The sequence below is a fragment of the Actinomycetes bacterium genome, from assembly GCA_036000965.1.
In the GTDB taxonomy this organism is placed as follows: Bacteria; Actinomycetota; CALGFH01; order CALGFH01; family CALGFH01; genus DASYUT01.
Genome location: DASYUT010000163.1, coordinates 1 through 21,138 on the forward strand (window position 1 = coordinate 1; position 21,138 = coordinate 21,138).

The following is a 21,138-nucleotide window of genomic DNA, read 5'->3' on the forward strand; positions in this document are numbered from 1 at the left end:
CGGCCGCGCGCGCGACCACCGCGATCCCACCACGTCCCAACACCCGCGCCTGCGCCCCCGCCAGCAGGCGTCGCTGGCGCTCATCCAGGTGCGGCGACAGCACCGTGAACACCGCCGCCAACGCTGCCTCCGTGACCTCCATGCCAGGAACCCTACACCGGAGGAATAATCCGCTCACGAGCCCTAACCTCGATTCCCGGGAGCCCGTCTGGAGGGTATCGTCCGCGGCGGCGAAGGACCTGAAACGCTCGTGGCCACGGATGTCGTCGTCGCGTCCACCGCCTCAACTGGTCGACGTGAACGGCACAGGCCAGTCCGACAAGCGGTTTCGAGTGCCACGATCACCCCCGCCAGATCCCTCCTCGCGCTTCAGCCAGGTCATCCCTGCCCGAGCCCCTCGTCGGTCCGGTCTGGCGCAGCAGACTGATCGGCCCGCCGTTCCCACGGCATCCGCGTGACCGCGCCGGCCAAGGCGGCGTCCAACTCGCTCTCCCACAGGGGCCGTTGCGCCTGGGCAAGCACCCTGGCCAAGCCGGAGGCAGCACCCTTCCAGGTGATGCCGATCGCACCTGCGGCGGCTATGACAACGGCGGCGACCGTCGAGGCCGCATGCACCAGAAAGACGGTAGCGATGGCCCCGGCAATGACCACCGTCACCACCGTCGTCGTGATCCAGAAGCGGCTCAGGAAGCGCAACGTCAGCCGCCGGAGGTGGCCGAGGAGCTGGTCTGCGGCCCACAGGTAGTCGTCGGTGGACAGCAGGTCCAGGCAGTCCTTCTCGCCGGAGAGGACGGCGCGCCACAGCTGCCCTTGCCGGTGCAGCGCGCGGGTGACGCTCTCGCGGTCTCGCGCCGATCCCCAATTGACCGGTCGAGCTCGCGCCGGCCGGGGCCGCCTGGCCAACCACAAACCGGAGGCGAGCCGATGAGGTGCCGGTTCGGGTGCTGCACCACGACTCCTCCGAGTGGTCCCGGAAGCCTGGCCGTCCACTTCGGCGTCCGATGCCCGCCGGCCCTGGTCCATGGCCAGGCGCAGCTTCGGTGCTTCGCTCCAGGCCGTCCATGCCTGCAGCGACCCTCGGACGGCCTCGGTGGCGTGCGGTGGGAAGGCCGACTTCAGATCGGCCAGCCAACCAAGCAAGTTGGCTAGCCGGTAGCGAGCAAACGCCTGCTGAAAGGTCTGCGGGTCCCTGGCGTCGGGCACCAGGACGGTGTCAGCAAGGGCCCGGCCAAGCCCGTAGGCCTTGCCCAGGCGGAAGTCCGCCGCGGCCAGGGTCACCAGCAGCTGCCGATGCACCTCCACCACGGCCGCTTTGAGCTGTCTCTGCTGCCGCGTCTCGGCGTCCAGCAGCGACCGGATGGGGCCCGGGTCGGGTGGCCGCTGGCCGGAGTCGTCGAACCGCCAGATGCGCCGCAGGTCGTCCTGGACCTGCACTAAGAGCAGTCTGGCCCGGGACAGCGGGTCCAGTTCCCCAATGCCGACAAGCTTGTCCGCGCCAGCCTGCCGACGCTGCACTGAACCGGGGACGTTGGCGTGGAAGAGCTCCGCCATGTGCCACCCGAGCACGAATGCCGAGACGACGCCGTCCCGGGTGGCATGAGCTGGGCCGCCGGCCGACCATAGAGCCCCTGCCTCCACGGTGGTCCCGGCTGCTCCGGCGTCGGAGCTCTGACGGGTCTCGCGCTGTGTCATGACGTCCCCCGGTCGCCCTACCCGGCCGCGGCTCCCCGGCCAGTGGGATGGATCCTGCGGATGCTCGGGATATGGTGGCTAGAGCCGTGCCGTCCTACAAGGCGCCAGTGGGTGCGTGAGCTGCGACAATGTCATCATCAACCGCTCCAGGCTGGTCAAGCGCTGGCTGGCGGCCATCCGTGAGTCGTGATGCTGCACGGGCGCGCGACAGCTCCCACGACGAGCCGTGGAGGTGTGGGATGAGCTCAAAGCATCGCCGGCCAAAGTCCGACGTTGCTCATCCAGGGCGAGGTCCGGCAGGTGCACGCCTTCTTCCGCTATCGCACGCCGGACGCAGCTGGAGGTTGTCCCGCGGTTCGTAGATCTTGAGGTGGCGGTCCCCCACCTGAGTCCTGCCGTCTGCTAGGTCTCGGGTGATCCGCCAAGCGCACCACGAGGAAGGGGACCGCCATGGGCAAGCAGTACCAGACGACAGCCGCCGAGCAGACGCCGCCTGGGGCGATCAGCCGCCAGGACCGCGCAGCAGACAGGACACGGCCAGGGCGCGCCTGGCCACCGCCGCGGCCAGACTGCTGCAAGGTGACACTCCGCCGTCCAGCCGGCGCCTCGGCGCACTGCTCTCGTGCCTGAGATTTGGATGGTACGGAGTGAGGCCGGAGTTCCGCAGCTTGTAGCCACATGACCTTGCTTGATCTGCTGTGAACTGCACGAATGTTTGGGCGTTGGGGTCCAGGCGTGTGCCCACGAACTACTGTGCTTCCTGGTCAACGCCTCATATGCCCACTGGCTATGGGATTTGGGCGATAGGTTCGCGATGAGTGCGGCGCACACGATCGCGGTAGAGACGGGGAGAAGCCTGAACCCGACGGCACGATCATGGCGACCGTCCTCATCCGCATACCCTCCTCTCGGTGCTGTGACCGGAGTCTCACGGCCCGGCAGTAACCACGATGCGGCCGGTCATCTGCGGGTGCAGCGTGCAGGCGTAGTCGTAGCTGCCGGGCTGGTCGAAGGTGTGGTTGAAGGTCCCCGAGGCCTGGGGCTTGCCGGAGGAGAAGCCGTCGCCCTTGACGTCGTGCGGCACGTCGCCATCTTGGAAGATCCAGGTGACCCTGGTGCCGGCGGGGACCTGGATCGCCGCTGGCGAGAACCTCATCTGCTTGGCGACGACCTGGGTCACGCCCTTGGCGGGCGGGTCGCTGGCCGCGGCGTCCTGCCCGCGGTCGGCGGCGCAGCCGGCGAGCAGCGCGGCGGCGAGCAGCAGCGCGGGCGGGAGCTGATGGCGTGGTCGCATGGGCCGAAGCCTCCTTCGGTGATCGGTCCGGTTGCCCTTGTCACGGGCCTGGTTGCCGGCCGGCCGCCTGGCCGGCGGGAGTGGGTGGCAGGCGCAACAGCCGGGCGGTCCAGGTCGGCAGCCACCAGTTCCAGCGGCCGAACAGGACGACCGCGGCGGGCATGAGCAGGGCGCGCAGCACGGTGGCGTCCAGCAGGATGCCGGCGCCAAGGCCGGTGGCCATGATCTTCACGCCCACGGCGGGCACGCTGGCGAGCGCGGCGAAGGTGAGGAACAGGATCAGGGCGGCGCCGGTGACCAGCCGCCCGACGCGGCCAAGGCCCTGGACGACCGCGGCGTGGGTGGACCCGGTCTGGTCGTAGGCCTCGCGCATGCGGGCCAGCAGGAAGACCTCGTAGTCCATGGACAGCCCGTACAGGAACGCGAAGGTCATGAGCGGCACCCACGGCACGATCGCGCCGGTGGCGTCGATGCCCCAGATGGCGCTGGACCCGTAGCCGTGCTGCCAGACCAGCACCAGCACGCCGTAGGCGGCGCCGATGGACAGCAGGTTGAGCACGACCGCCTTGGCGGGCAGCAGCAGCGAGCGGAACGCCCGTGCCAGCAGCACGAAGGTGGCCAGGGCGACGACCGCGAGCATGACCGGGAAGGCGCCGTAGACCGCGTGGGTTGCGTCGATGTCGAGCGCACCGGTGCCGCCGACCTGCACCCCCGGCAGCGCGGCGGCGGCGTCCCGGACCCGCTCGACCGTGGCCCTGCCGGCGTCGGTGCTGGTCTCGGCGGCCGGCAGGACGCTGACCAGCGCAGTGCCGTCGCGCCGCCAGCCCGGACCCCGCGGGGCCACCGCGGCGTGCACGCCCGGCACCTGGGCCATGCGGGCAGCCGTCCCCGCCGGGTCGACCCCGGCCGGCACCAGCACCTCGATCGGGGTCAGGACACCGCTCGGCACCCCGCCGGCCTTCAGCGCGACCAGGCCGGCGCGGGCGGGGCCGGTCCCCATTAGCGAGTCGGCCGTCGGCTGCCCGAGCCGCAGGCCGAGGGCTGCCACGCCGAGCGGGACCAGGATCACCAGGGCTGCCAGGACGGCCAGCCAGGGGCGGTGGGTCACCCCGGTCGCCCAGCGCGTCCACAGGCGCCCCGACCGGCCCGAGGTGTCACGCCCGCGCCGGGACCGGTCCAGCCGTGGGCCGACCGTGGCCAGCAGCACCGGCAGCAGGGTGAGGGTCACCAGCGTCGAGACCAGCGGGATCAGCATGCTGCCGAAGCCGACGCTGCGCAGGAACAGGACCGGCACGACGGCCAGGACGGCCAGGCTGACCGCGACCGTAGCGGCGCTGAAGACGACCGCGCGGCCCGCGCTGGCCAGCGCCAGGTGGACGGCCGCCTCACGGTCGTGGCCGGCGGCGCGCTCCTCCCGCCAGCGGGTCACCACCAGCAGCGAGTAGTCGATCGCCACGCCCAGCCCGATCAAGGCGACCAGATACTGGATGATGAAGTTGACGTCGGTGACCGCGGTGAGGGCGAGGATCACCAAGAACGTGCCCAGGATGGAGAAGAGCGCCACGACCAGCGGCACGAACGCCAGCAGGGAGCCGAACACGAACGCGAGCACCACCAGCGCACCCAGCCCGCCGAGCAGCGTCTCCACGAGCACGCCGCTCTCCCGGCCGGCGACGGCCTGAGTCGACAGCTCCTCCAGCCCGGTCACCTGTACGGTCGTGCCAGGCGGCAGGGCGCGGCGGAGCGCGTCCGCGATGCCCGGGGCGAGGGTGGGGTCGGGCCCCTGCTGGGCTCGGTAGGGTGGGAACACCACCGCGAAGGTCGTCCGCCCGTCAGCGGTGACCAGCTCGCGGTCGCCGGTGGACGCGTAGGACAGCACCCGCAGGCGGGCGCGCGGATCGGCCGCCAGCCGGTCGAGCGTCTGACCGAGCGCGGCGCGAACGCCGGGGCTGTCCACGGTCGTGCCCGCCGGCAGCGTCACGACCGGCACCAGCGGGTTGGCCGGCCCGCCGTTCCCGTACGTCTTCAGGATCGCGACGTTGGCTTCGTAGCCGGGCTGGCCTGGAAAGGAGAAGTCCTGGCCGAGCCGGTCGGGCACCCGCGACGACGCCGCCCCGCCGGCGACCAGGACGGCCAGCCAGAACAGCACGACGGCGGCCTTGTGGCGCAGCACAAACCTCGACAGCCTCAGCATTGCGGAGCGTCTCCTTCCCGGGCGGCGTGGTTGCCGCCAAGGACGCTACGGAGCGCCACCCGCAGCCGTCGTCCCACCAGGGGTGATGGTTGCTACGCCGGCTGGTGGAGGCCGGCTGCCCCGGTGGGTGCACGCAGTCCGGCGGTCACAGCCAACCCGGGCGGACCAGTCCGGTCTCGTAGGCGAGCACCACGAGCTGCGCGCGGTCGTGCGCCGCGAGCTTGCTCATGATGCGGCTCACGTGCGTCTTGACGGTTGCCGGGCTCATGAACAGCCGTTGGGCGATGTCGTCGTTGGCCAGCCCCTCGCCCACCAGCGCCAGCACCTCCCGCTCCCGGTCGGTGAGCACCGTCAGCCGGCAGCGGCCGCGCCGCGCCCGCCACCGTCAGCTGGACTCGCACCCCGGCGCTGGTGGCCATGCCCACCAGCTCATCGAGCTGGTGGAGGCCGGGCAGCGGGCCGCGCGGCGCGGCCCCCTCGCGCAGCATCGCCACGGTGGCCTTCAGCTCGGCCATCGCCTCCCGGCTCGCGACCCGGATCGCCCGGACAGCCTGCCTGGCCACCTCCGGGCAGGCCTCGCAGCCGTCGAGCGCCTCGTCGGCCACCCCGGCCTGGATCGCGATCACCGCGATCGTGTGCGCGGTCACGTCGTGCAGGTCCCGCGCCAGCCGCAGCCGCTCCTCGCCAGCGTGCCGGCGCGCCGTCTCCTCACGGGTCCGCTCGGCCTCGACCACCCGCCGCTCGGTCTCAGCCAGGTAGTCTCGCCGCCCACGGGCCACCTCACCTATCGCCACGGCCAGCGCCACGATCAGCACCGACACGCCGACCTCGGCCGGCGTGCCCGGGTCGCGCGCCAGCAGCGCCCAGACGGCCAGCGCCGCCGCGAGCACAGCGGCAGCCAGCTGGGCGAGGGCGCGGCGGCCGGTGGCCGCCGCGGTGTACAGCGCGATCAGCGGCGCAAGCCAGATCAGCCCGAGCGGATACCCCAGGCTGACCGATACCGCGGTCACCGCAGACGTGATCAGCAGGACGATCGCTGGCCGCCGCCGCCGCGTCCCCAGCGCCGCCGTCGCTACCGCCACCAGCACCCAGGCCAGCCAGTCCAGCCGCCGCTCGCCGCTACCCGCCCGCGCCGACTCGAGGGCCCCGGATACCGCGAAGACCCCGAAGACCAGTAGCAGCCCCAGGTCGACCACCCACGGGCGAGGCAGCCACCCTGGCGACCGCCGGGCCGTGTCCACCACCGATCTGACCAGTGCTGACCTGCACCGATCTGACCAGTGCTGACCTGCTCACGGCCGCACCCTAGGCCACCCTCGCCCCGCTGTCATCCATCCGCTGGGGTACAGGCATCATCCCAGCGGGGTAGCCGACCCCGAACCGGTAGTCGGACTCGTGACCCTGCTCAGACACACGTCCCGGGCGTCAGGACCAGCCGGTCACGCTTGGCGGTGCCGGTAGACGAGGGGCGGCTCATGCCCTCCGCGTGAACCTGGCCGCAACCTGGCTCCCGGCTTCGCCGTCGGCCTACGACGTCGCCTTCCTCGACGACCCAGTCACCATCACCACTCTCGGCACACAGCCGCAGGGCCAGCCATGTGCAGGCATTCCGGCGGCTTGCCGGCGTGTCAGCTGAGCGGAACCGGCGTTGGCCGTACGCGGGCATCAGCAGGCGGGCGGCTCGCAGGCCGGCAAATCGTTGGCCGGCAGCGCCGCCACCAGCACGACCACAGCGGCTCGTCCTGGACGTTGCGGCCGCGGAACTCCGCCGATCGGCCCAGATGGCCGGACCCAAACTCCATAGCCAGTGGGCATATGAGGCGTTGACCAGGAAGCACAGTAGTTCGTGGGCACACGCCTGGACCCCAACGCCCAAACATTCGTGCAGTTCACAGCAGATCAAGCAAGGTCATGTGGCTACAAGCTGCGGAACTCCGGTGAGGGCGATGAGACAAAAGGGAGCGTGAGTGCGTGCAGGGTCAGGCTGGTAGGGAATGCTGCTGGGGTGCTGGGCTGGCATGCTGGTGTGCAGATGTGCAGGTGGAAGGCGGTGCGGAGCGAGGCGCGTGGCGCAGGAAGCAGCAAATGATCTGCGCGATGTCAGTAGTGCTCAGGCGTGTCAAGGAGAGTGCTTAACTGAACGCGAAGAGAGCATTTTAAGAAGTTCGCTCGTTCCGGTGACATCTCGTTTGATTGCGGGTAGCTGGCGGAGAGCTGTCGATTTCGGGGTCGCTCCATGCGGTACCGGCGCCTGCCACGCCTGCGACTGCGTCCTCGGGGGACGCCGGCGGTGACGCCGAGGTGCCGGTCGTGGTGTTGCCGCGCCCGGCCCGCGCCATGTTCGCCGTCGACGGGTTCCACCCGGCCCCGGCCACGCTGAGCCTCATCGCCGCCCTGGCATGCGGCGCGCTGCTGCCAGGGCTGGGCTCGGCGAGGGCACCCCGAGGCCGTCTTCCGCTTCAAGCAGTCACTACCCGTCCGCTGACGGTGGCCGGGCGGCGATCGCTTCGAGCTAGGAGGCACGGTGCTCTGGCAACGCTGGGCTTGGTGCTGGTCAGCCGGTGGTGATCAGCCCGACGGCCAGGATCACCAGGGCCGCCGCGATCAGCAGCGCACCCGTCCGCGTCATCACTGTGCCGGTCGAGCTTCGGCCCTCCTGCCCGATCCCCAGATGCACGAAGAACCCGCCCGACTGGGCGAGGATGCCACCTAGCAGCAGCACGCCAGCCAGCCACTGTGTGCCGGTCGAGAGGCCGGCTCGCTCCAGGTACAGGAAGTAGACCAGCGACAGCACCAGGAGCACCCCGGCGTGGGCATGGCCGGCGCGGAAGAACTGCTCGCGGAAGGCGCCGAGCGCGCTACGCCCGGTGAGGAAGCCGAGCAGCGCCCAGCCACCGTATTCCACACCGACCAGCGACAGCAGCGCGATGATCGGCAGCAGCCGAGTGGGTTCCATGCCTGGACCTCCTATGGCGTGACGGATGTCTGCTTGGCCGGGAGGGTGACCGGCCGCGTCCGCCGCCGGTTGCCAGTCACTACCACCAGCAGGAGCAGGCCACCCAGCGCCCAGGCCACCAGCACAGCGACCGGCCCAAGCGCCGCGCCCGGGTCGAAGTAGTCCACGCGTCCCAGCGCCCTGGTGGCGGCTCCCGGGGGCAGCGCCGGGCTCAGCTGGCGGAAGCCGCCGGGCAGAAAGGACGCTGGGACCACGCCGCCGCTGGTGGCGTTGCCGAGGATCACCAGCAGCAACGTGGCCAGCGCGATGCCTGGGTCACCCAGCAGCGCGGTAAACGACATGGTCACCAGCCCGGTCGCCAGCGCCAGCAACACCAGGATGCCGGCGAGGGCCAGGAACGGCCCGGGCAGCACGCCGAGCAGCGGACCGGCGATCAGCGCGCCGGCCAGCCCGGCCAGCACCCCGAACAGCAGCGCCTGGGCGAGCCTGAGCCCAAGCGACAGGCGCTTGGAGTACAGGTGGCTGGTCTGGCCGAAGATGAACCCGGCCAGGGTGACCCCGAAGATCACGTAGAAGCCGGAGAACCCGCGCGGGTCCTCGGCGCTGAGCGGCACCACGTCGTCGGCCTGCAGCCGGGCGCCCTGGGCGCCGGCGACACCGGTGAAGATGCCGGTCACCACCTGGGTCACCGCCGTCCCCTGGGCACCGGCGACCAGCAGCCGGCCGGTCTGGCCGGGCAGGTAGGCCGCCACGACCTGGCCGTTCTGGACCTGATGGCGTGCCACGGTGACGTCTGCGGCGGGCTGCAGCGCGACCGCGTCCCCGGCCTGTGCCGAGATCGAGCGCTGGAGCTGGGCCACGACGCCGGGGGACGCCACGACACCGACGGGCAGGTTGTGGGGCTGGGGCTTGTGCAGGGCGGTCAGGTAGGTCAGCACGAAGGCGAGCGCGATCAGCAGGCCAATGCCCAGCGGCTGCACGAAGGCGGTCACCGGTCCGGGGCCAGGCGAGGGGTCTGGAGCCGCTGGCGGCTGCGTCTGCATGGCACCTCTTCCCGAGCTGGGTCCACCGCAGTACCCTGCTGAGATAGGGTACGTTACATGTTCGACTAGTCGCAGTGAGAATAACACGTGAGCATGACAGCCCTGCCGACCACAGCGTTCGCTGTCCTGGGCCTGCTGTCGCTGCGCGACATGTCCGGGTACGAGCTGGCCACGTCCGCCGACCAGTCGCTGGCCTACTTCTGGCCGATGCACCGCAGCCTGGTCTACCGGGAGCTGCGGCGGCTGGAGGACGGCGGCTACGTTGCGGGCACCGCGGTGGCCCAAGACCGCGTCCCCGACAAGCGGGTCTACCGGTTGACCGAGCGGGGCCGGGCCGCGCTCGACGGGTGGCTGGCGACGCCCGGCTTCCAGCCGCCGCGGGTGCGCAGCGAGTTCCTGGTCAAGTTCTTCTTCGCCGGCCGGCTCGGCCACGAACCGCTCGGGGCGCTGCTGCGCGAGTACCGGGCCGCGGTCGAGCTGGACCTGGCCGACCTGCAGGCCACGGCGGACCGGCTCAACGACCTCCCCGGGGGGTTCTTCTGGCAGCTGGCGGCGCTGCACGGGGTGCGCACCCGCCAGGCGCTGCTGCAGTGGATCGCCGACGTGGAGCAGGCACTGGCGGCCATGCCCGGCACCGCCGAGGCGCCAGAGGAGGCCGACCGGTGACCGGTGCCGTCGTCTTCATGGGCGTGACACACCTGCGCTACCGCCGGCCCGTACCACGATCAGCTTGCTCCGAGGCGGTGGTCCAGTCCTCGGCGAGGGCGGCGCGAACGCGCTCCTCCTAACTTCTTGAGGTCTGGACAAGCCGACCCGCTCTCCTCGTAGGCGTCCCGGGAAGTGGTGGACTTGCGGCCGGCTCCTTGGTTTGCTGAGCAGCAAGGCGAGGAGCCATCGCGTGAAGCTCACGACGTCGTCTCGGCCTACATCTGGGCTCAGCGTCCGGGCGGCCAGGACTGGGGCGCTGGGCGGCCTTTAGCAGCGCCTCCAGGGTTGGCCAATAGTGGATGCGGAGCCGGCTGCCGTGGCCGTTGGCGAACTCGGCCGCCGTCAGCAGGCCGCCGTCCAGCCGCACCAGGCGGTCGGACCCGCGCGCCTCTCCAGGTTGACCGCTGCTGGGCGCAGGGGCCGAGGCTGGGCGCGGTTGACTCGCTGGTTGGCAGTTGCCATCCTGCCCGCGTCACCGAAATGCAACGTTCAGGCGGGGAGGTCCCTTATGTTGCGTCGCCTGCTGGTCGCGTCCCTGCTGGTGCTGGTGGCGCTGGCGGTGATCCCAGCGGGCGGCGCCGCCGCGGCGTCCGGGGACGGCGCGGACCGGCTCTCGCGGATCCAGCACCTCGTGGTCATCTACCAGGAGAACCACAGCTTCGACAACCTGTACGGGAGCTGGCCGGGCGTCAACGGCCTCGACCACGCCCGCCCGGCCCGCACGGTCCAGGTCAACCAGGCCGGCACCCCGTACGAGTGCCTGCTGCAGAACGACGTCAACCTGACCTCGCCGCCGCTGTCGGTACGGTGCACCGACGCCACCACCGGGACGGCGTTCACCAGCCACTTCACCAACCGGCCGTTCACCATCGACGACTCCATCCCGGCGTCGGCGACCACCTGCCCGCCGCCGGGGGTGTTCGCCGCCAACGGCATCCCCAACGGCACCGGCCTGCCCGGCGGCTGCACCCGCGACCTGGTGCACCGCTTCTACCAGGAGCAGTACCAGCTCAACGGCGGGCGGCAGAACCGGTATGTGACCGGCAGCGACGCGGTCGGCCTGGCGATGGGGGTCTACGACACCCACGCGCTGCCGGTCTACACCTACCTGCACCGGCCCGGCCACCCGCACTACGCGATCGCCGACACCTTCTTCCAGGCGGCCTTCGGCGGCTCCTACCTCAATCATCAGTGGCTGATCGCCGCGCGCAACCCCGTCTGGCCGGGTGCCCTCAACGACGGCTCAGCCGACGACCTGCACTCGGTGGCCGACGCCAACGGGATGCCGACCAGCTACCCGCTGTACGCCTCGCCGGCGGGCACCACCGTGCGCGACGCCGCCCTGACGGCCTCCTGCAACCCGGCGCCGGGCCGCGGGCCGACCCCGCCGGGTGTGCTGTGCGGCGACTACGCGGTCAACACCATCCAGCCCGCCTACCAGCCGTATGCCCCGGGCACGGCCGTCTCGCGTCGGCTCCCGCCGCAGACCGCCCCCACGATCGGTGACCGCCTGAGCGGCGCTGGTGTCGACTGGGCCTGGTACTCGGGTGGCTGGTCCAACGCCAACGGCGACGTCGGCGGCCCCGGCTGGAGCAACGGCACCGGCCCGGCCTGCGCCGACCCCAACGCCGTTGCCACCGCGGTGTTCCCCAACTGCCCCGACAAGCTGTTCCAGTTCCACCACCAGGCGTTCAACTACTACCAGACCTACGCGACCGGGACGGCGGCCCGGGCCGCGCACCTGCGCGACGAGCAGGAGTTCCGGCAGCTCGCCCGCTCCTCGACCGACACGGCCTGCAACCTCAAGCCGGTGAGCTTCGTCAAGCCCATCGGCGCGCACAACGAGCACCCCGGCTACACCAGCGAGAGCGCCGGGAGCAGCCACCTTGTCGACCTGCTGAAAGAGATCCAGGGCAGCCGCTGCGCCAACGACACCATGGTCGTGGTCACCTACGACGAGTTCGGCGGCCAGTGGGACCACGTCCCCCCGCCCGGCCAGGGCGGCGCCCCGGGCCCCCACGACGTCTTCGGGCCCGGGACGCGGCTGCCCGCGCTGGTGATCTCGCCGTTCCTGCGCGGCGATGTCGTGGTCGACCACACCCAGCACGACACCACCTCGATCCTGGCCACGATCGAGCACCGCTTCGGCCTGGCGCCGCTGAGCGCACGTGACGCCGCCGTGCACGATCTGTCCAGCGTGTTCCACGCAAGCAAGCCCGTTCCGCGACGATGAAGCGCCGACCCGCACCAGGTAGGTACATGGGAGTCGGATCTCGGCGCCGCAGCCCGATGGTGCGACCCGGGCCCAGCGGAACCATGCGGAACTGGCAAGACCGACCCAGATGGCTCGGGTCCAGGTCGAACTTCGTGCGAGAGGTTCGACTGCCCGAGGCTGCTCATGCTCGGCGGTGCGCGAGTCTGGACCGCGACCGCGTCATTGCTGGGGTCCTACAGGTCGCTGACCTCGCCGCCGAGGTCGACCGGGGCCGCGCCGCCCGGCTACGGTTCCGCAACGACATCCTGACCGGACCCGGCGGCGCCCAGATCCTGCTGGAGGACCCCTCCGGCAACCCCGTCGAACTGTTCCAGCCCGCGCACTGAGGACCGGTCGTCGTCCAGGACCTGCTCGCCGAGCGTGCCTCCAGCACCACCAGGGTTCGCTGACATGCCCACCCCCGACCCGGAGCCCACCACGACGGCCGCGCCACGGCCACCTCGCCGGCTCGGCGAGGTGCTGGTGGTGATGCTCAAGCTGGGCACGATCGCCTTCGGCGGCCCCGCTGTGCACGTCGCCATGCTGCGGGAGGAGACCGTCCGCCGGCGTCACTGGCTCACCGACGCGGAGTTCCTGGACCTGTTCGGCGCCGTCAGCGTGCTGCCCGGCCCCAGCTCCACCCAGCTGGCGATCGTGCTTGGGCGGCGGCGTGCCGGCTGGGCGGGACTGCTGCTTGGCGGGGCGTGCTTCATCCTGCCGGCCATGGCGATCGTGCTCGCCCTGGCCTGGGCGTACGTCCGCTACGGGTCCACCCCCACCGGTGGTGGGGTGCTGTATGGGGTCGGACCGGTGGTGATCGCGGTGGTCGCGGTCGCGGTGTGGGAGCTGGCCCGCAGCGCCCTCATGCCCCACCGCGAGCAGGGCTGGCTGGCGGTGGCCGGCTTGGCGGCGGTCGGCGTGGCCGCGCTGGCCGGCTACCTCGCCGGACTCAACGTGCTCGTCATCCTCGCCGCCGGCGGCGTGGTGGTCAGCCTGGCCGGCAACTGGCGGCGGCTGCGCCCCACCGCCCGCGCCCTGCTCCCTGCCGTCCCGGTCGGACTGCTGGCCGCCGCCGTGCCCGTCCGCCGCCAGCCCAGTCTGACGGCCATCGCCGTCGAGTTCCTCAAGCTCGGCGTCGTGGTGTTCGGCAGCGGCTACGTCCTGCTGGCCTTCCTGCAACGCGACCTGGTCAGCAGGCTCGGCTGGCTTGACACCCGCCAAGTCCTGGACGCCGTGGTCGCCGGCCAGATCACCCCCGGGCCGGTATTCACCACCGCCACCTTCCTGGGCTACCTGCTCGGCGGCGTCCCCGGCGCCGTCGTCGCCACCGCCGGGATCTTCCTCCCGTCATTTGTGATGGTCGCCGCCCTGGAGCCCCTCATCGGCCGCATCCGCCGCTCCCCCTGGGCCAGCGCCGCCCTGGACGGCATCACCATCGCCGCGCTCGGCCTGATGGCCGGGGTCACCATCGACCTTGGCCGCGCTGCGGTCACCGACCCACTCACCGCCGCCGTCGCCCTTGTGGCCCTGCTCGTGGTGCTGCGCTGGCGGCCAAACACCCTATGGCTGGTGCTGGCCGGCGCCGCCATCGGCATCGCCCGCACCCTCGCATAGACACCAGACACAGGTACCAAGCATCGGCGCCTGCTGGCCAAGGGCTCGGCATCCTGCCGAGCCACGAAGTCCAGGAGCCGGTCGAGCAAGGACACGCTATCTCAATACGCTAACTCATCGCAAGCCCGTCACTCCACAACGCAGGACTGGGTGAGGTGGATCAGCAGCACCTTGGCGCTCAGTTAGAGATGCAGTACGGTCGGACTGGCATGCGTGTGAACCGCCACGATCGCATCGCCAGGGTTCTCCTGGTGGCTGCTGTCGTGCTTGCGTCGCTTTGGTTGGGTGGTCTGGCCGCCTCGGCCAAAGGCGACCCCGCGGACCATCTGGCGGCCGGCCGCCCGCAGCATGGAATCGAACCAGCCGCGCGCCGTGACCGTGCCCCCGTGCTGCGTCTGCTGGTCGATCGTCCTGATGCGCGGGGGCGTGTGGTGCCGCTGCTGCTCGGCGCGCTCGCTGGCGCGCTCACCGTGGCGTGTCTGTGGCGGGCCGAAGGGGCTGGACCCGACCTGACTCGTGTCCGGTCGCTGGTCCGGTCGACCCCGCTTGCGGCTCGGGCGCCGCCCCTCCTCCAGTCGGCCTGACCGCCGTTCCGCGCCTGGTGTGACCGGCGCGGGCTGATGCTGGAGGTTCATCTCGTTGTCTCGTCACCTTGGGTGGCGTGTCGCCGCCGTACTCCTTGTGCTCGGGGCGGCCGGATGGCTGGTCGCCACCCGCCCGGCCCGGCTCGGCCTGGACCTGCGCGGGGGCACCCAGATCGTCCTGGAAGCCAGGGACGGCCCTCGCCAGCGCGTCGACGGCGACACCCTGGCCCGTACCCTTGAGGTGCTGCGCCGACGGGTCGACCAGCTCGGCGTGGCTGAGCCGACCCTGCAGCGGTCGGGGGCGCGGCGGGTGCTGGTGGAGCTGCCGGGCGTGTACGACCCGCAGGAGGCCGTCCGGGTGATCGGTCGCACCGCCCAGCTCGCCTTCCACCCGGTGCTCGGGGCGGCCGAACCCGCGCAGGAGACCACGGCCACGACCGCGCCGCCGGCCGCTGAGGACGAGCTCGTGTTGGCCGACGAGGACGGCGCCCGGCTGCGGCTCGGCGCGGCCGCGCTGACCGGCGAGGCGGTGGGTGACGCCAGGGCCGTGCTGGACGCCCAGACCGGCACCCGCTGGGAGGTCCAGATCGAGTTCCAGGGTGCTGGAGGCCAGAGCGCTGGGCCGAGCTGACCGGCAACGCCGCCTGCCAGGCGCCCGGCGACCCCAGGCGGCGGGTCGCGATCGTGCTGGACCGGCAGGTGATCTCCAGCCCCAGGTCGACCCGTCGGTTCAGTGCGAGCAGGGCATCACCGGCGGGCAGACGGTGATCAGCGGGGCGTTCACCGACCGTGAGGCCAGCGACCTGGCGCTGCTCATCCGGGCCGGCGCGCTGCCGGTCCCGGTCGAGGTGGTCGAGCAGCGCACCGTCGGCCCGACGCTCGGCGAGGCCGCGATCCGGGCGAGCACCCAGGCCGCGGTGCTCGGCGCCGCGCTGACGATGCTGTACATGATCGCCTACTACCGGCTGCTCGGCGGGCTGGCCGCGGTGGCGTTGGTCTGCTACGGGCTGTTGTCGTTTGCGGTGCTGCTGGCGCTGCGCGCGACCCTGACGCTGCCTGGGGTTGCCGGGTTCGTGCTGGCCATTGGCATGGCGGTGGACGCCAACGTGCTGGTGTTTGAGCGGATGCGGGAAGAGCACCGGGCCGGCGCCGGGCTGGTGGCGCGCGGACCCAACTTCGGGGTGGACCGCGGACCATCCCCCCGGTCGCGCTCACCGCGACCGGGCTCGCGCTCGTCACCGCGCTCACCAAGCTGGCCACCGGCTGGTGGGCGGCACGCCGAGCCGGCATCGCCACCTTGGGACGCTTCCGCGCCGGCGCGGCGCTGGTGGCACGCGGGGAGTTCTCCATCGTGATCGCCGGGCTGGCCGTCACCGCCGGCCTCGACCCTGCGCTCGGGCCGCTGGCCGCCACCTACGTACTCGTCCTCGCCGTGCTCGGCCCGATCCTTGCCCGGATCGCCGACCCGCTAGTGATGGCCGCGCTGCGACTGCGACAACGCAGGCCACAGCAACCAGCTCCCAGACCATCACCGACCACCTCGGCCGGCAACCAGCAGCCCGCCGCCACCCCCCACAGACGAGGCCGAGAATGCCCAGGTTCCGCCAACCTCGCCGTAAGCAAGATCGCGACCCCCACCAGGGCGGCCTGCTGGTCCTGCTGATCGACCGGTGGGCGCAGCAGGCCATGGAGCGGCCGTGGTGGTACGCAGCCACCTGGGGAATCGGCATCGGCGCGGCCAACTTCGGGCTTCGCATGCTGCTCAACGACCTGTCCGCCGCGCAGAACGCCCGCCTGGCCGCCCTCACCGCGCTCGGTCTCTTCTTGTTCGCCTGGCTGTGCACGGCCCAGCTCACCCGACCGCTACGCCGCCAGCCCGCGGCCAGACCGGCAGGCTGCGCGGCGGGTTGGCGCCCCAGGCGGCCAGGCGGCCATCACCGCCCCGGTCAAGGTCCCCGATCGGGGGCGCTCTGGTCCTGTCCGCGACGCCACCGGGGGTTACCGGCCAGGCACGCCGGCCACGCCTCGGCCCGATCCAACAGATGGATGCGACGGCTGATCATCGCCATCCTGGCCATCACCGCCGTCGCGGTCGCCCTGCTCGTCGGCGCCACCCGTGCCCAAGCCGGCGGTGACCAGGGCCCCCGTGTACGCCCAGACGACACGACCTTGGCGCTTCGGGGCGTGTTCGGCGCCGATCCGGCCACCCCAAGTTGTTTGCCGATGGTCGCCGTCGCCGCAGCGACCGCACCTTCCCACGTGCTCAGACCGGCAACAAGGAACCGACAGCAGACCGGAACAACCACAAACCCACCCGGCGCTGAGCCATCGCGGGTAGATCCTGCCAAGCCCATGGGAGCCACGTTGAAGCTGGAAACCGCCTTCGCCGTGATCGCCGGGGTCCTGATCGTGTCCGCCCTAGCGGCCGGCCTGGTCGAGCGCGCCCCCCTGTCGTTTCCGATGCTATTTCTCGGCCTCGGGTTTCTCGTCGGTGACCGCGGCCTGGAACTCGTCTCGATCGGCCTCGACAACGACGTGCTCGAGGTCGTGGCCGTGGTGACCCTCGCCCTGGTGCTGTTCCTGGACGCGGTCAACCTGGAGCTCACCGAACTGCGCCGCGGCTGGCTGGTGCCCTTCCTCGCCCTCGGACCCGGCACGCTGCTGGTCATCGGGCTGCTCACCGGGGCAGGCATGCTCCTGCTCCACGTTCCCGTGGTCCTGGCCGCGTTTGCCGCCGGGCTGGCGGTCACCGCGCTCAACCAGACCCTGTGCGACTGCTTCCTTGAGTTCGGCCAGGTCATCGCCGAGATGACCATGCTGCTGGCGTTCGTGCTGTTCGGCGCGCTGCTGTCCACCATGCTGGCCGACGTCCCGCTGCTGCCGACCCTCGCCCTGGCCGCGCTCGCCATCTTCGTGATCCGCCCTCTGGCTGTCCTGTTGGTGCTCCGGCTGGGCCGGGCAGGCCTGAGCCGCTACGCCAGCCGGTTCATCGCCTGGTTCGGCCCCCGCGGGCTGAACTCCTTGCTGTTCGCCCTGCTGGTCGTCCAGGAAGGGGTACCAGGGGGCGAGGAACTACTGGCGGTGATCGGCGTCGTGGTGGTGATGTCGGTCGTCGCCCACGGCGCGACCGCCACCCCGCTCTCAAGCTGGTATGCGCGCAAAGCCAGCCGGGAGACCCTGGCCGAGGAGCGCGCCAGCACCGCCGCCGAGCTGTTCGCTCACACCCCCGACGACGTTCCCCGGGTGACCCCAGCCGAGCTGGCCGAGCGCCTTGCCGGACCGGATCCGCCGCTGGTGCTGGATGTCCGCAGCCGCTCAGAGTACGAGCGCGACGGCGTCCGCATCCCCGGCAGCGTCCGGGTTCTGCCCGACCAGGTCGCCGAGTGGGCGGCCGACCGCCTCCGCGACCAGCCGTTCGTGCTGTACTGCACCTGACCACGTGAGCAGACCAGCGCCCGTGCGGCGCTGCAGCTTCGCAGGTTGGGCTTCCAGGCCGAGGCCCTCCAGGGCGGCCTGAACGCCTGGCGGTCCCAGCACCCCGTGAAGCCGACCACCGATGCCGCGTGATCGCGACCCGGTCTTGTCCAAGGCAGTCGTCAACCGCAAGGGTGCTACGGGAGGTAACAATGCGGTCGTCCAACGCGGCAGGCACGGAAGGTGAACCGCCTCGGATCGTGCGTCGGTCCTGAATTGTCATTCACCAGGGCAGGGCCTCGGGCTTGACCGCCGAGACGATCTCGTAGCGGCCGACCGTGGTCAAGCATCGGACCACATCGGTGACGACGATCTCGGCCGCGGACACGGCTTGCCAGGGGCCGCCCCGGCGCGGGGCTCGTCTGGGATGTCGCAGGCTGTGCCACCAGCGCCGGTCGAGGTCGTCTCCACCTACCACGAAGTCCGCCACGACGATCCGGGCCCCGGGTCGGAGCACACGGGCCATCTCGCGCACGGCACGCGTTGGATCAGTGAAGTGGCGAAGCGCTGTCGTGCACAGGACCGCGGTGAAGCTCGCCACCGGGAACGGGAGTTTCTCGGCGTCGGCGACCACGAACGCCGTGCCCGGCAACGCCGTCGCGAGGGCTCGGGCTCGCCGCACCATGGCGGCCGAGCGGTCGACCCCGATCGCGAGCTCGACGGTGGCCGATGCGCTGCGGACGGCGGCGCCGGTGGCGCATCCGACGTCCAGGAACCGATCGGCCGCGGCGAGGCGAAGGCCGTCGGCCGCACGACGTTGCAGCACCGATAGCAGCCGGGACAACGGCTCGTCTTCGTACCATGGGGTCCAGCGCGCGAACCTGTCGTGGCGCCGCAGCGTGGATGCTGCATCCTCGCTCATCGCAAGCGCCTTCTTGACCACCCGGTCTCCCTGCCGCCGATGTCGGCCGTGCCGGGTTGCCGGTGCTGCCGGGTCCGGGGGGCGTCGCGATCAGCCGCGAGGGGGTTCCACCCGGCGGCGTACAGGTCCCATTCCCAGCCGCCGGGCGAGGCCGGCGCGCGGCGCCGGACGAGGGTGAATGCGCCCATCGGTGCGTCGGTCACGTCGATGAACTGCCGGAAGTCGTCGATGCCGAGGAAGGTCATCTGAAAGTTCTCGCTGCGGATCAGTCCCGGGTCGCCCACGACGACCAGCGCGGCCTCGGAACTCCTACGGTCGGGGCGAGGTGTGGTATGGCTCATCGCTGTCCTCACTTCGGTGCCGGGCACGACTCAGAACAGGTCGCGTGCCGTCGGGTTGGTGCTCTGCGGTCAGGCGTGGACGATTCGGCGCAGCTCCCCACTGCGGGCGGAGCCGGCTCCCGGACGTCGATCTGGTTCGCTCCCTTCCGCCCTACCGGGCCGCGCGACGGGCGGCACCGGGACCCGGACCGGCGCGCCGTGTGCTGCGGGTCGCATGCTCGACCCGGGACTCAGCGGAAGCCGGCTCGCTCCAGGTCGTTGGTTACCGGGGCCGGGACCTGCACGGTCCAGCCCTGCCCGGCCAGCTGGTCCCTGGTCAGGGACTGCCGGAAGACCTCCCGGTCGCCGTAGGCGGCCACGAACGTCCAGATCCGGCCCTGGTCAACGACCTCATCGACCTGGGTCAGGGCCCGCGCCCGGGCAGTCCCCAGCCCTTGGGCAGCGCCCCCGGCGTCCACCGCGTCGACGTTGAGCGCGAGGCCGGCCCGGTTGTCGACGTGAACCGTGACGTAGCCCGTCCCGCCAGTGAGCGCCAAGCGCACCAGCAGCAGCATGCCGAGCACGGCGATGACGACGGTCGTGATCGCGACGGCCTGCACGGTCCGGTCGGCCTCGGTCCAGGGATGCTCCAAGCGGACGTTCATCGCCGGCTCCTTCTGGTCATGGTCCTTGCACGGTTGCGGGCGCGCCGTTCCTACCGGTCGCTGCTCCGGGTCGGCTCACCGGTCGCCAGGCCGTCATCGTCGCCGCTGCCGCTGTTGGCTACCTCGAGGGCGGGCTTGCGCATCGGGATCGGCGGCCTGTCGCTGGCACGCGCCGCCGGGACGGGTTGCGGTGGGGGCTGGTCCGCTTTGCAGCGCCGACTCCTGCCGCCGCCAGGGGCGCGCGACGTGGTGCTCGGCCCTCGCGTCCGACCTTGGGTGACGGCGCTACGCTCCTCGAACGCCACGAGCAGGGGTGGCGACGAACACCGACGGGTAGCCCAGAGCAGGTAGGGTCACCTTTCCCTCGCGGAACCCCAGCGGCGAGCCCCGCCCGGGGGCGCGACGGGCAGGTCGAATCAGGCGCGCTGGGAACGGGGTGGCGCTCGGGGGCCGGCCACGGCGCGCCGGCCCCGGTGGCCAGGGTCACGGGCGGTCGCACGCGAGCCAAATGCCGCGCGAAGGGCGAGACCGGCGAACACCGCGGCGGTGAACGCGGTGACAAGCAGTGGCCGAGGCTGGCCGCGCTCACGGCGGCGGTCCGACAGCAGGTGGAACGCCGCGCTGGCGTCGCGGAGCACGGCCTGCTCCAGGCGGGGCAGCGCCACCGCCGCGAGTTCCCGGGACAGCAGGCCGGCGTCGGCCCGTGCGGCCGGTACCGCTGACGGCAGCGGGGCGAGCAGGAACATCAGGGCCGCGAGCGCCCTGATGGCGCGGTCCAGCAGAACGGTCCTCATGCTGTCCAAGACGGTACCGCATCGGTGCCAGCCCCAGAACCAGCGTCATCGCCCAGCGTTGACGACCGGGCGCTCGGCCCAGGCGATCGACCGGGCAAGAACCACCAACCTCCCTATCGACTGTGTGACCACGCCGGTGTTGAGGGCCGACCTCTGGTAGCCACCTCGCGGCCGTGGTAGACCGAGTGCTACCGAAGCGGGCGGAAGGGGGAAACAATGAGGAGACTGCCCGGAGTGCTAGCGGCATTCGGAGCGGCCGCGCTCGTGCTCGGCGCCATGCCCGTCGCCAGCGGGGTCGGCGGTGGCCTCTGGAGCGCGAGCGCGCCGTTCACGAACGTCGTGGCGAGCTCGCCGACGACCGGCGGCGGCTACCCCGTCCCGCCCGGCTCGCGTGTCCCGCTCGCCGGCACGTGCGGGCCCGGCCCCTTCGACGCCAACCACTCCGAGTCCTGGATCGCGGTCAAGCCGGGGACGGAGGATCTGGTCGGCAGCTCGAAGTTCTTCTTCGACAAGTATTCAACCTTCTACATGTTCTATCTCGGCGCCTACCAGATCCTGAACGGGGCGCCGGTCTCCAACAACCAGGTGCAGGGCTACGACTGCGTCTCGACCGGCACCCAGGCCATGCCGCCGAGCTGGACCGACACGACCGACCCCAACGTCGACTTCGACACCACCGGCCGC

At 71.5% G+C, this 21,138-nt stretch carries 16 protein-coding genes and 5 pseudogenes; 9 read left to right on the plus strand and 12 right to left on the minus strand.

The genetic code is table 11. The features are described 5' to 3' along the window. From VG276_14485 to VG276_14520, 8 genes and pseudogenes are all read right to left on the minus strand, one after another. Window positions 1-142 (minus strand): ISAzo13 family transposase (locus tag VG276_14485; protein ID HEV8650574.1); only part of this gene is annotated, 142 nt, incomplete at its 3' end. Window positions 143-378: 236 nt separating this feature from the next. Further along, window positions 379-1,551, minus strand: a complete 1,173-nt coding sequence (locus VG276_14490; protein ID HEV8650575.1) for a hypothetical protein — start codon at window positions 1,549-1,551, stop codon at window positions 379-381. A 1,069-nt stretch (window positions 1,552-2,620) separates the two neighbouring features. Beyond that, window positions 2,621-2,986, minus strand: coding sequence for a cupredoxin domain-containing protein (locus VG276_14495; GenBank protein ID HEV8650576.1), 366 nt, complete (start codon window positions 2,984-2,986; stop codon window positions 2,621-2,623). A gap of 40 nt (window positions 2,987-3,026) precedes the next feature. Next, window positions 3,027-5,180: an MMPL family transporter gene (locus tag VG276_14500; protein HEV8650577.1), complete on the minus strand. Its 2,154-nt coding sequence runs from the start codon at window positions 5,178-5,180 to the stop codon at window positions 3,027-3,029. 145 nt (window positions 5,181-5,325) lie between these two features. Next, a pseudogene (locus VG276_14505) lies at window positions 5,326-5,538 on the minus strand (response regulator transcription factor). Window positions 5,539-5,665: 127 nt separating this feature from the next. Next, window positions 5,666-6,424: pseudogene (locus VG276_14510) on the minus strand (histidine kinase). A 1,310-nt stretch (window positions 6,425-7,734) separates the two neighbouring features. Further along, window positions 7,735-8,136, minus strand: a complete 402-nt coding sequence (locus VG276_14515; GenBank protein ID HEV8650578.1) for a hypothetical protein — start codon at window positions 8,134-8,136, stop codon at window positions 7,735-7,737. A gap of 11 nt (window positions 8,137-8,147) precedes the next feature. Continuing rightward, window positions 8,148-9,179, minus strand: coding sequence for an ABC transporter permease (locus VG276_14520; GenBank protein ID HEV8650579.1), 1,032 nt, complete (start codon window positions 9,177-9,179; stop codon window positions 8,148-8,150). A 93-nt stretch (window positions 9,180-9,272) separates the two neighbouring features. Between VG276_14520 and VG276_14525 the strand changes: the two genes are divergently transcribed. From VG276_14525 to VG276_14560, 8 genes and pseudogenes are all read left to right on the plus strand, one after another. Continuing rightward, the gene (locus tag VG276_14525; GenBank protein ID HEV8650580.1) at window positions 9,273-9,845 is read left to right on the plus strand and encodes a PadR family transcriptional regulator; all 573 of its coding nucleotides are present in this window, start codon (window positions 9,273-9,275) and stop codon (window positions 9,843-9,845) included. Window positions 9,846-10,395: 550 nt separating this feature from the next. Then, complete coding sequence (locus VG276_14530) at window positions 10,396-12,120, plus strand: alkaline phosphatase family protein (GenBank protein ID HEV8650581.1); 1,725 nt, start codon at window positions 10,396-10,398, stop codon at window positions 12,118-12,120. Between the two features lie 221 nt (window positions 12,121-12,341). Beyond that, window positions 12,342-12,488 (plus strand): annotated as a pseudogene (locus VG276_14535) (VOC family protein). A 64-nt stretch (window positions 12,489-12,552) separates the two neighbouring features. Further along, window positions 12,553-13,755 carry a chromate efflux transporter gene (gene chrA, locus VG276_14540; GenBank protein ID HEV8650582.1) on the plus strand — a complete coding sequence of 401 codons (1,203 nt, stop codon included), beginning with the start codon at window positions 12,553-12,555 and terminating at the stop codon, window positions 13,753-13,755. A gap of 155 nt (window positions 13,756-13,910) precedes the next feature. Next, a complete protein-coding gene (locus tag VG276_14545; protein ID HEV8650583.1) occupies window positions 13,911-14,339 on the plus strand; it encodes a hypothetical protein in 429 nt (142 codons plus the stop codon). 97 nt (window positions 14,340-14,436) lie between these two features. Further along, window positions 14,437-15,478 (plus strand): annotated as a pseudogene (gene secD / locus VG276_14550) (protein translocase subunit SecD). A 56-nt stretch (window positions 15,479-15,534) separates the two neighbouring features. Then, a pseudogene (locus VG276_14555) lies at window positions 15,535-16,002 on the plus strand (cation:proton antiporter). Between the two features lie 701 nt (window positions 16,003-16,703). After that, on the plus strand, window positions 16,704-17,774 hold the full coding sequence (locus tag VG276_14560) for a cation:proton antiporter (GenBank protein ID HEV8650584.1): 1,071 nt from the start codon (window positions 16,704-16,706) through the stop codon (window positions 17,772-17,774). A 262-nt stretch (window positions 17,775-18,036) separates the two neighbouring features. Here VG276_14560 and VG276_14565 read toward each other — a convergent pair whose 3' ends face one another. From VG276_14565 to VG276_14580, 4 genes are all read right to left on the minus strand, one after another. Beyond that, the gene (locus VG276_14565) at window positions 18,037-18,675 is read right to left on the minus strand and encodes a class I SAM-dependent methyltransferase (GenBank protein ID HEV8650585.1); all 639 of its coding nucleotides are present in this window, start codon (window positions 18,673-18,675) and stop codon (window positions 18,037-18,039) included. After that, window positions 18,672-19,016: a hypothetical protein gene (locus VG276_14570; GenBank protein HEV8650586.1), complete on the minus strand. Its 345-nt coding sequence runs from the start codon at window positions 19,014-19,016 to the stop codon at window positions 18,672-18,674. Before VG276_14570 ends, VG276_14565 begins: the two co-directional genes overlap by 4 nt. A 230-nt stretch (window positions 19,017-19,246) precedes the next feature. Beyond that, window positions 19,247-19,660, minus strand: coding sequence for a hypothetical protein (locus VG276_14575; protein ID HEV8650587.1), 414 nt, complete (start codon window positions 19,658-19,660; stop codon window positions 19,247-19,249). Between the two features lie 416 nt (window positions 19,661-20,076). Further along, complete coding sequence (locus VG276_14580) at window positions 20,077-20,454, minus strand: hypothetical protein (protein HEV8650588.1); 378 nt, start codon at window positions 20,452-20,454, stop codon at window positions 20,077-20,079. Between the two features lie 234 nt (window positions 20,455-20,688). Between VG276_14580 and VG276_14585 the strand changes: the two genes are divergently transcribed. After that, window positions 20,689-21,138 (plus strand): hypothetical protein (locus VG276_14585; protein ID HEV8650589.1); only part of this gene is annotated, 450 nt, incomplete at its 3' end.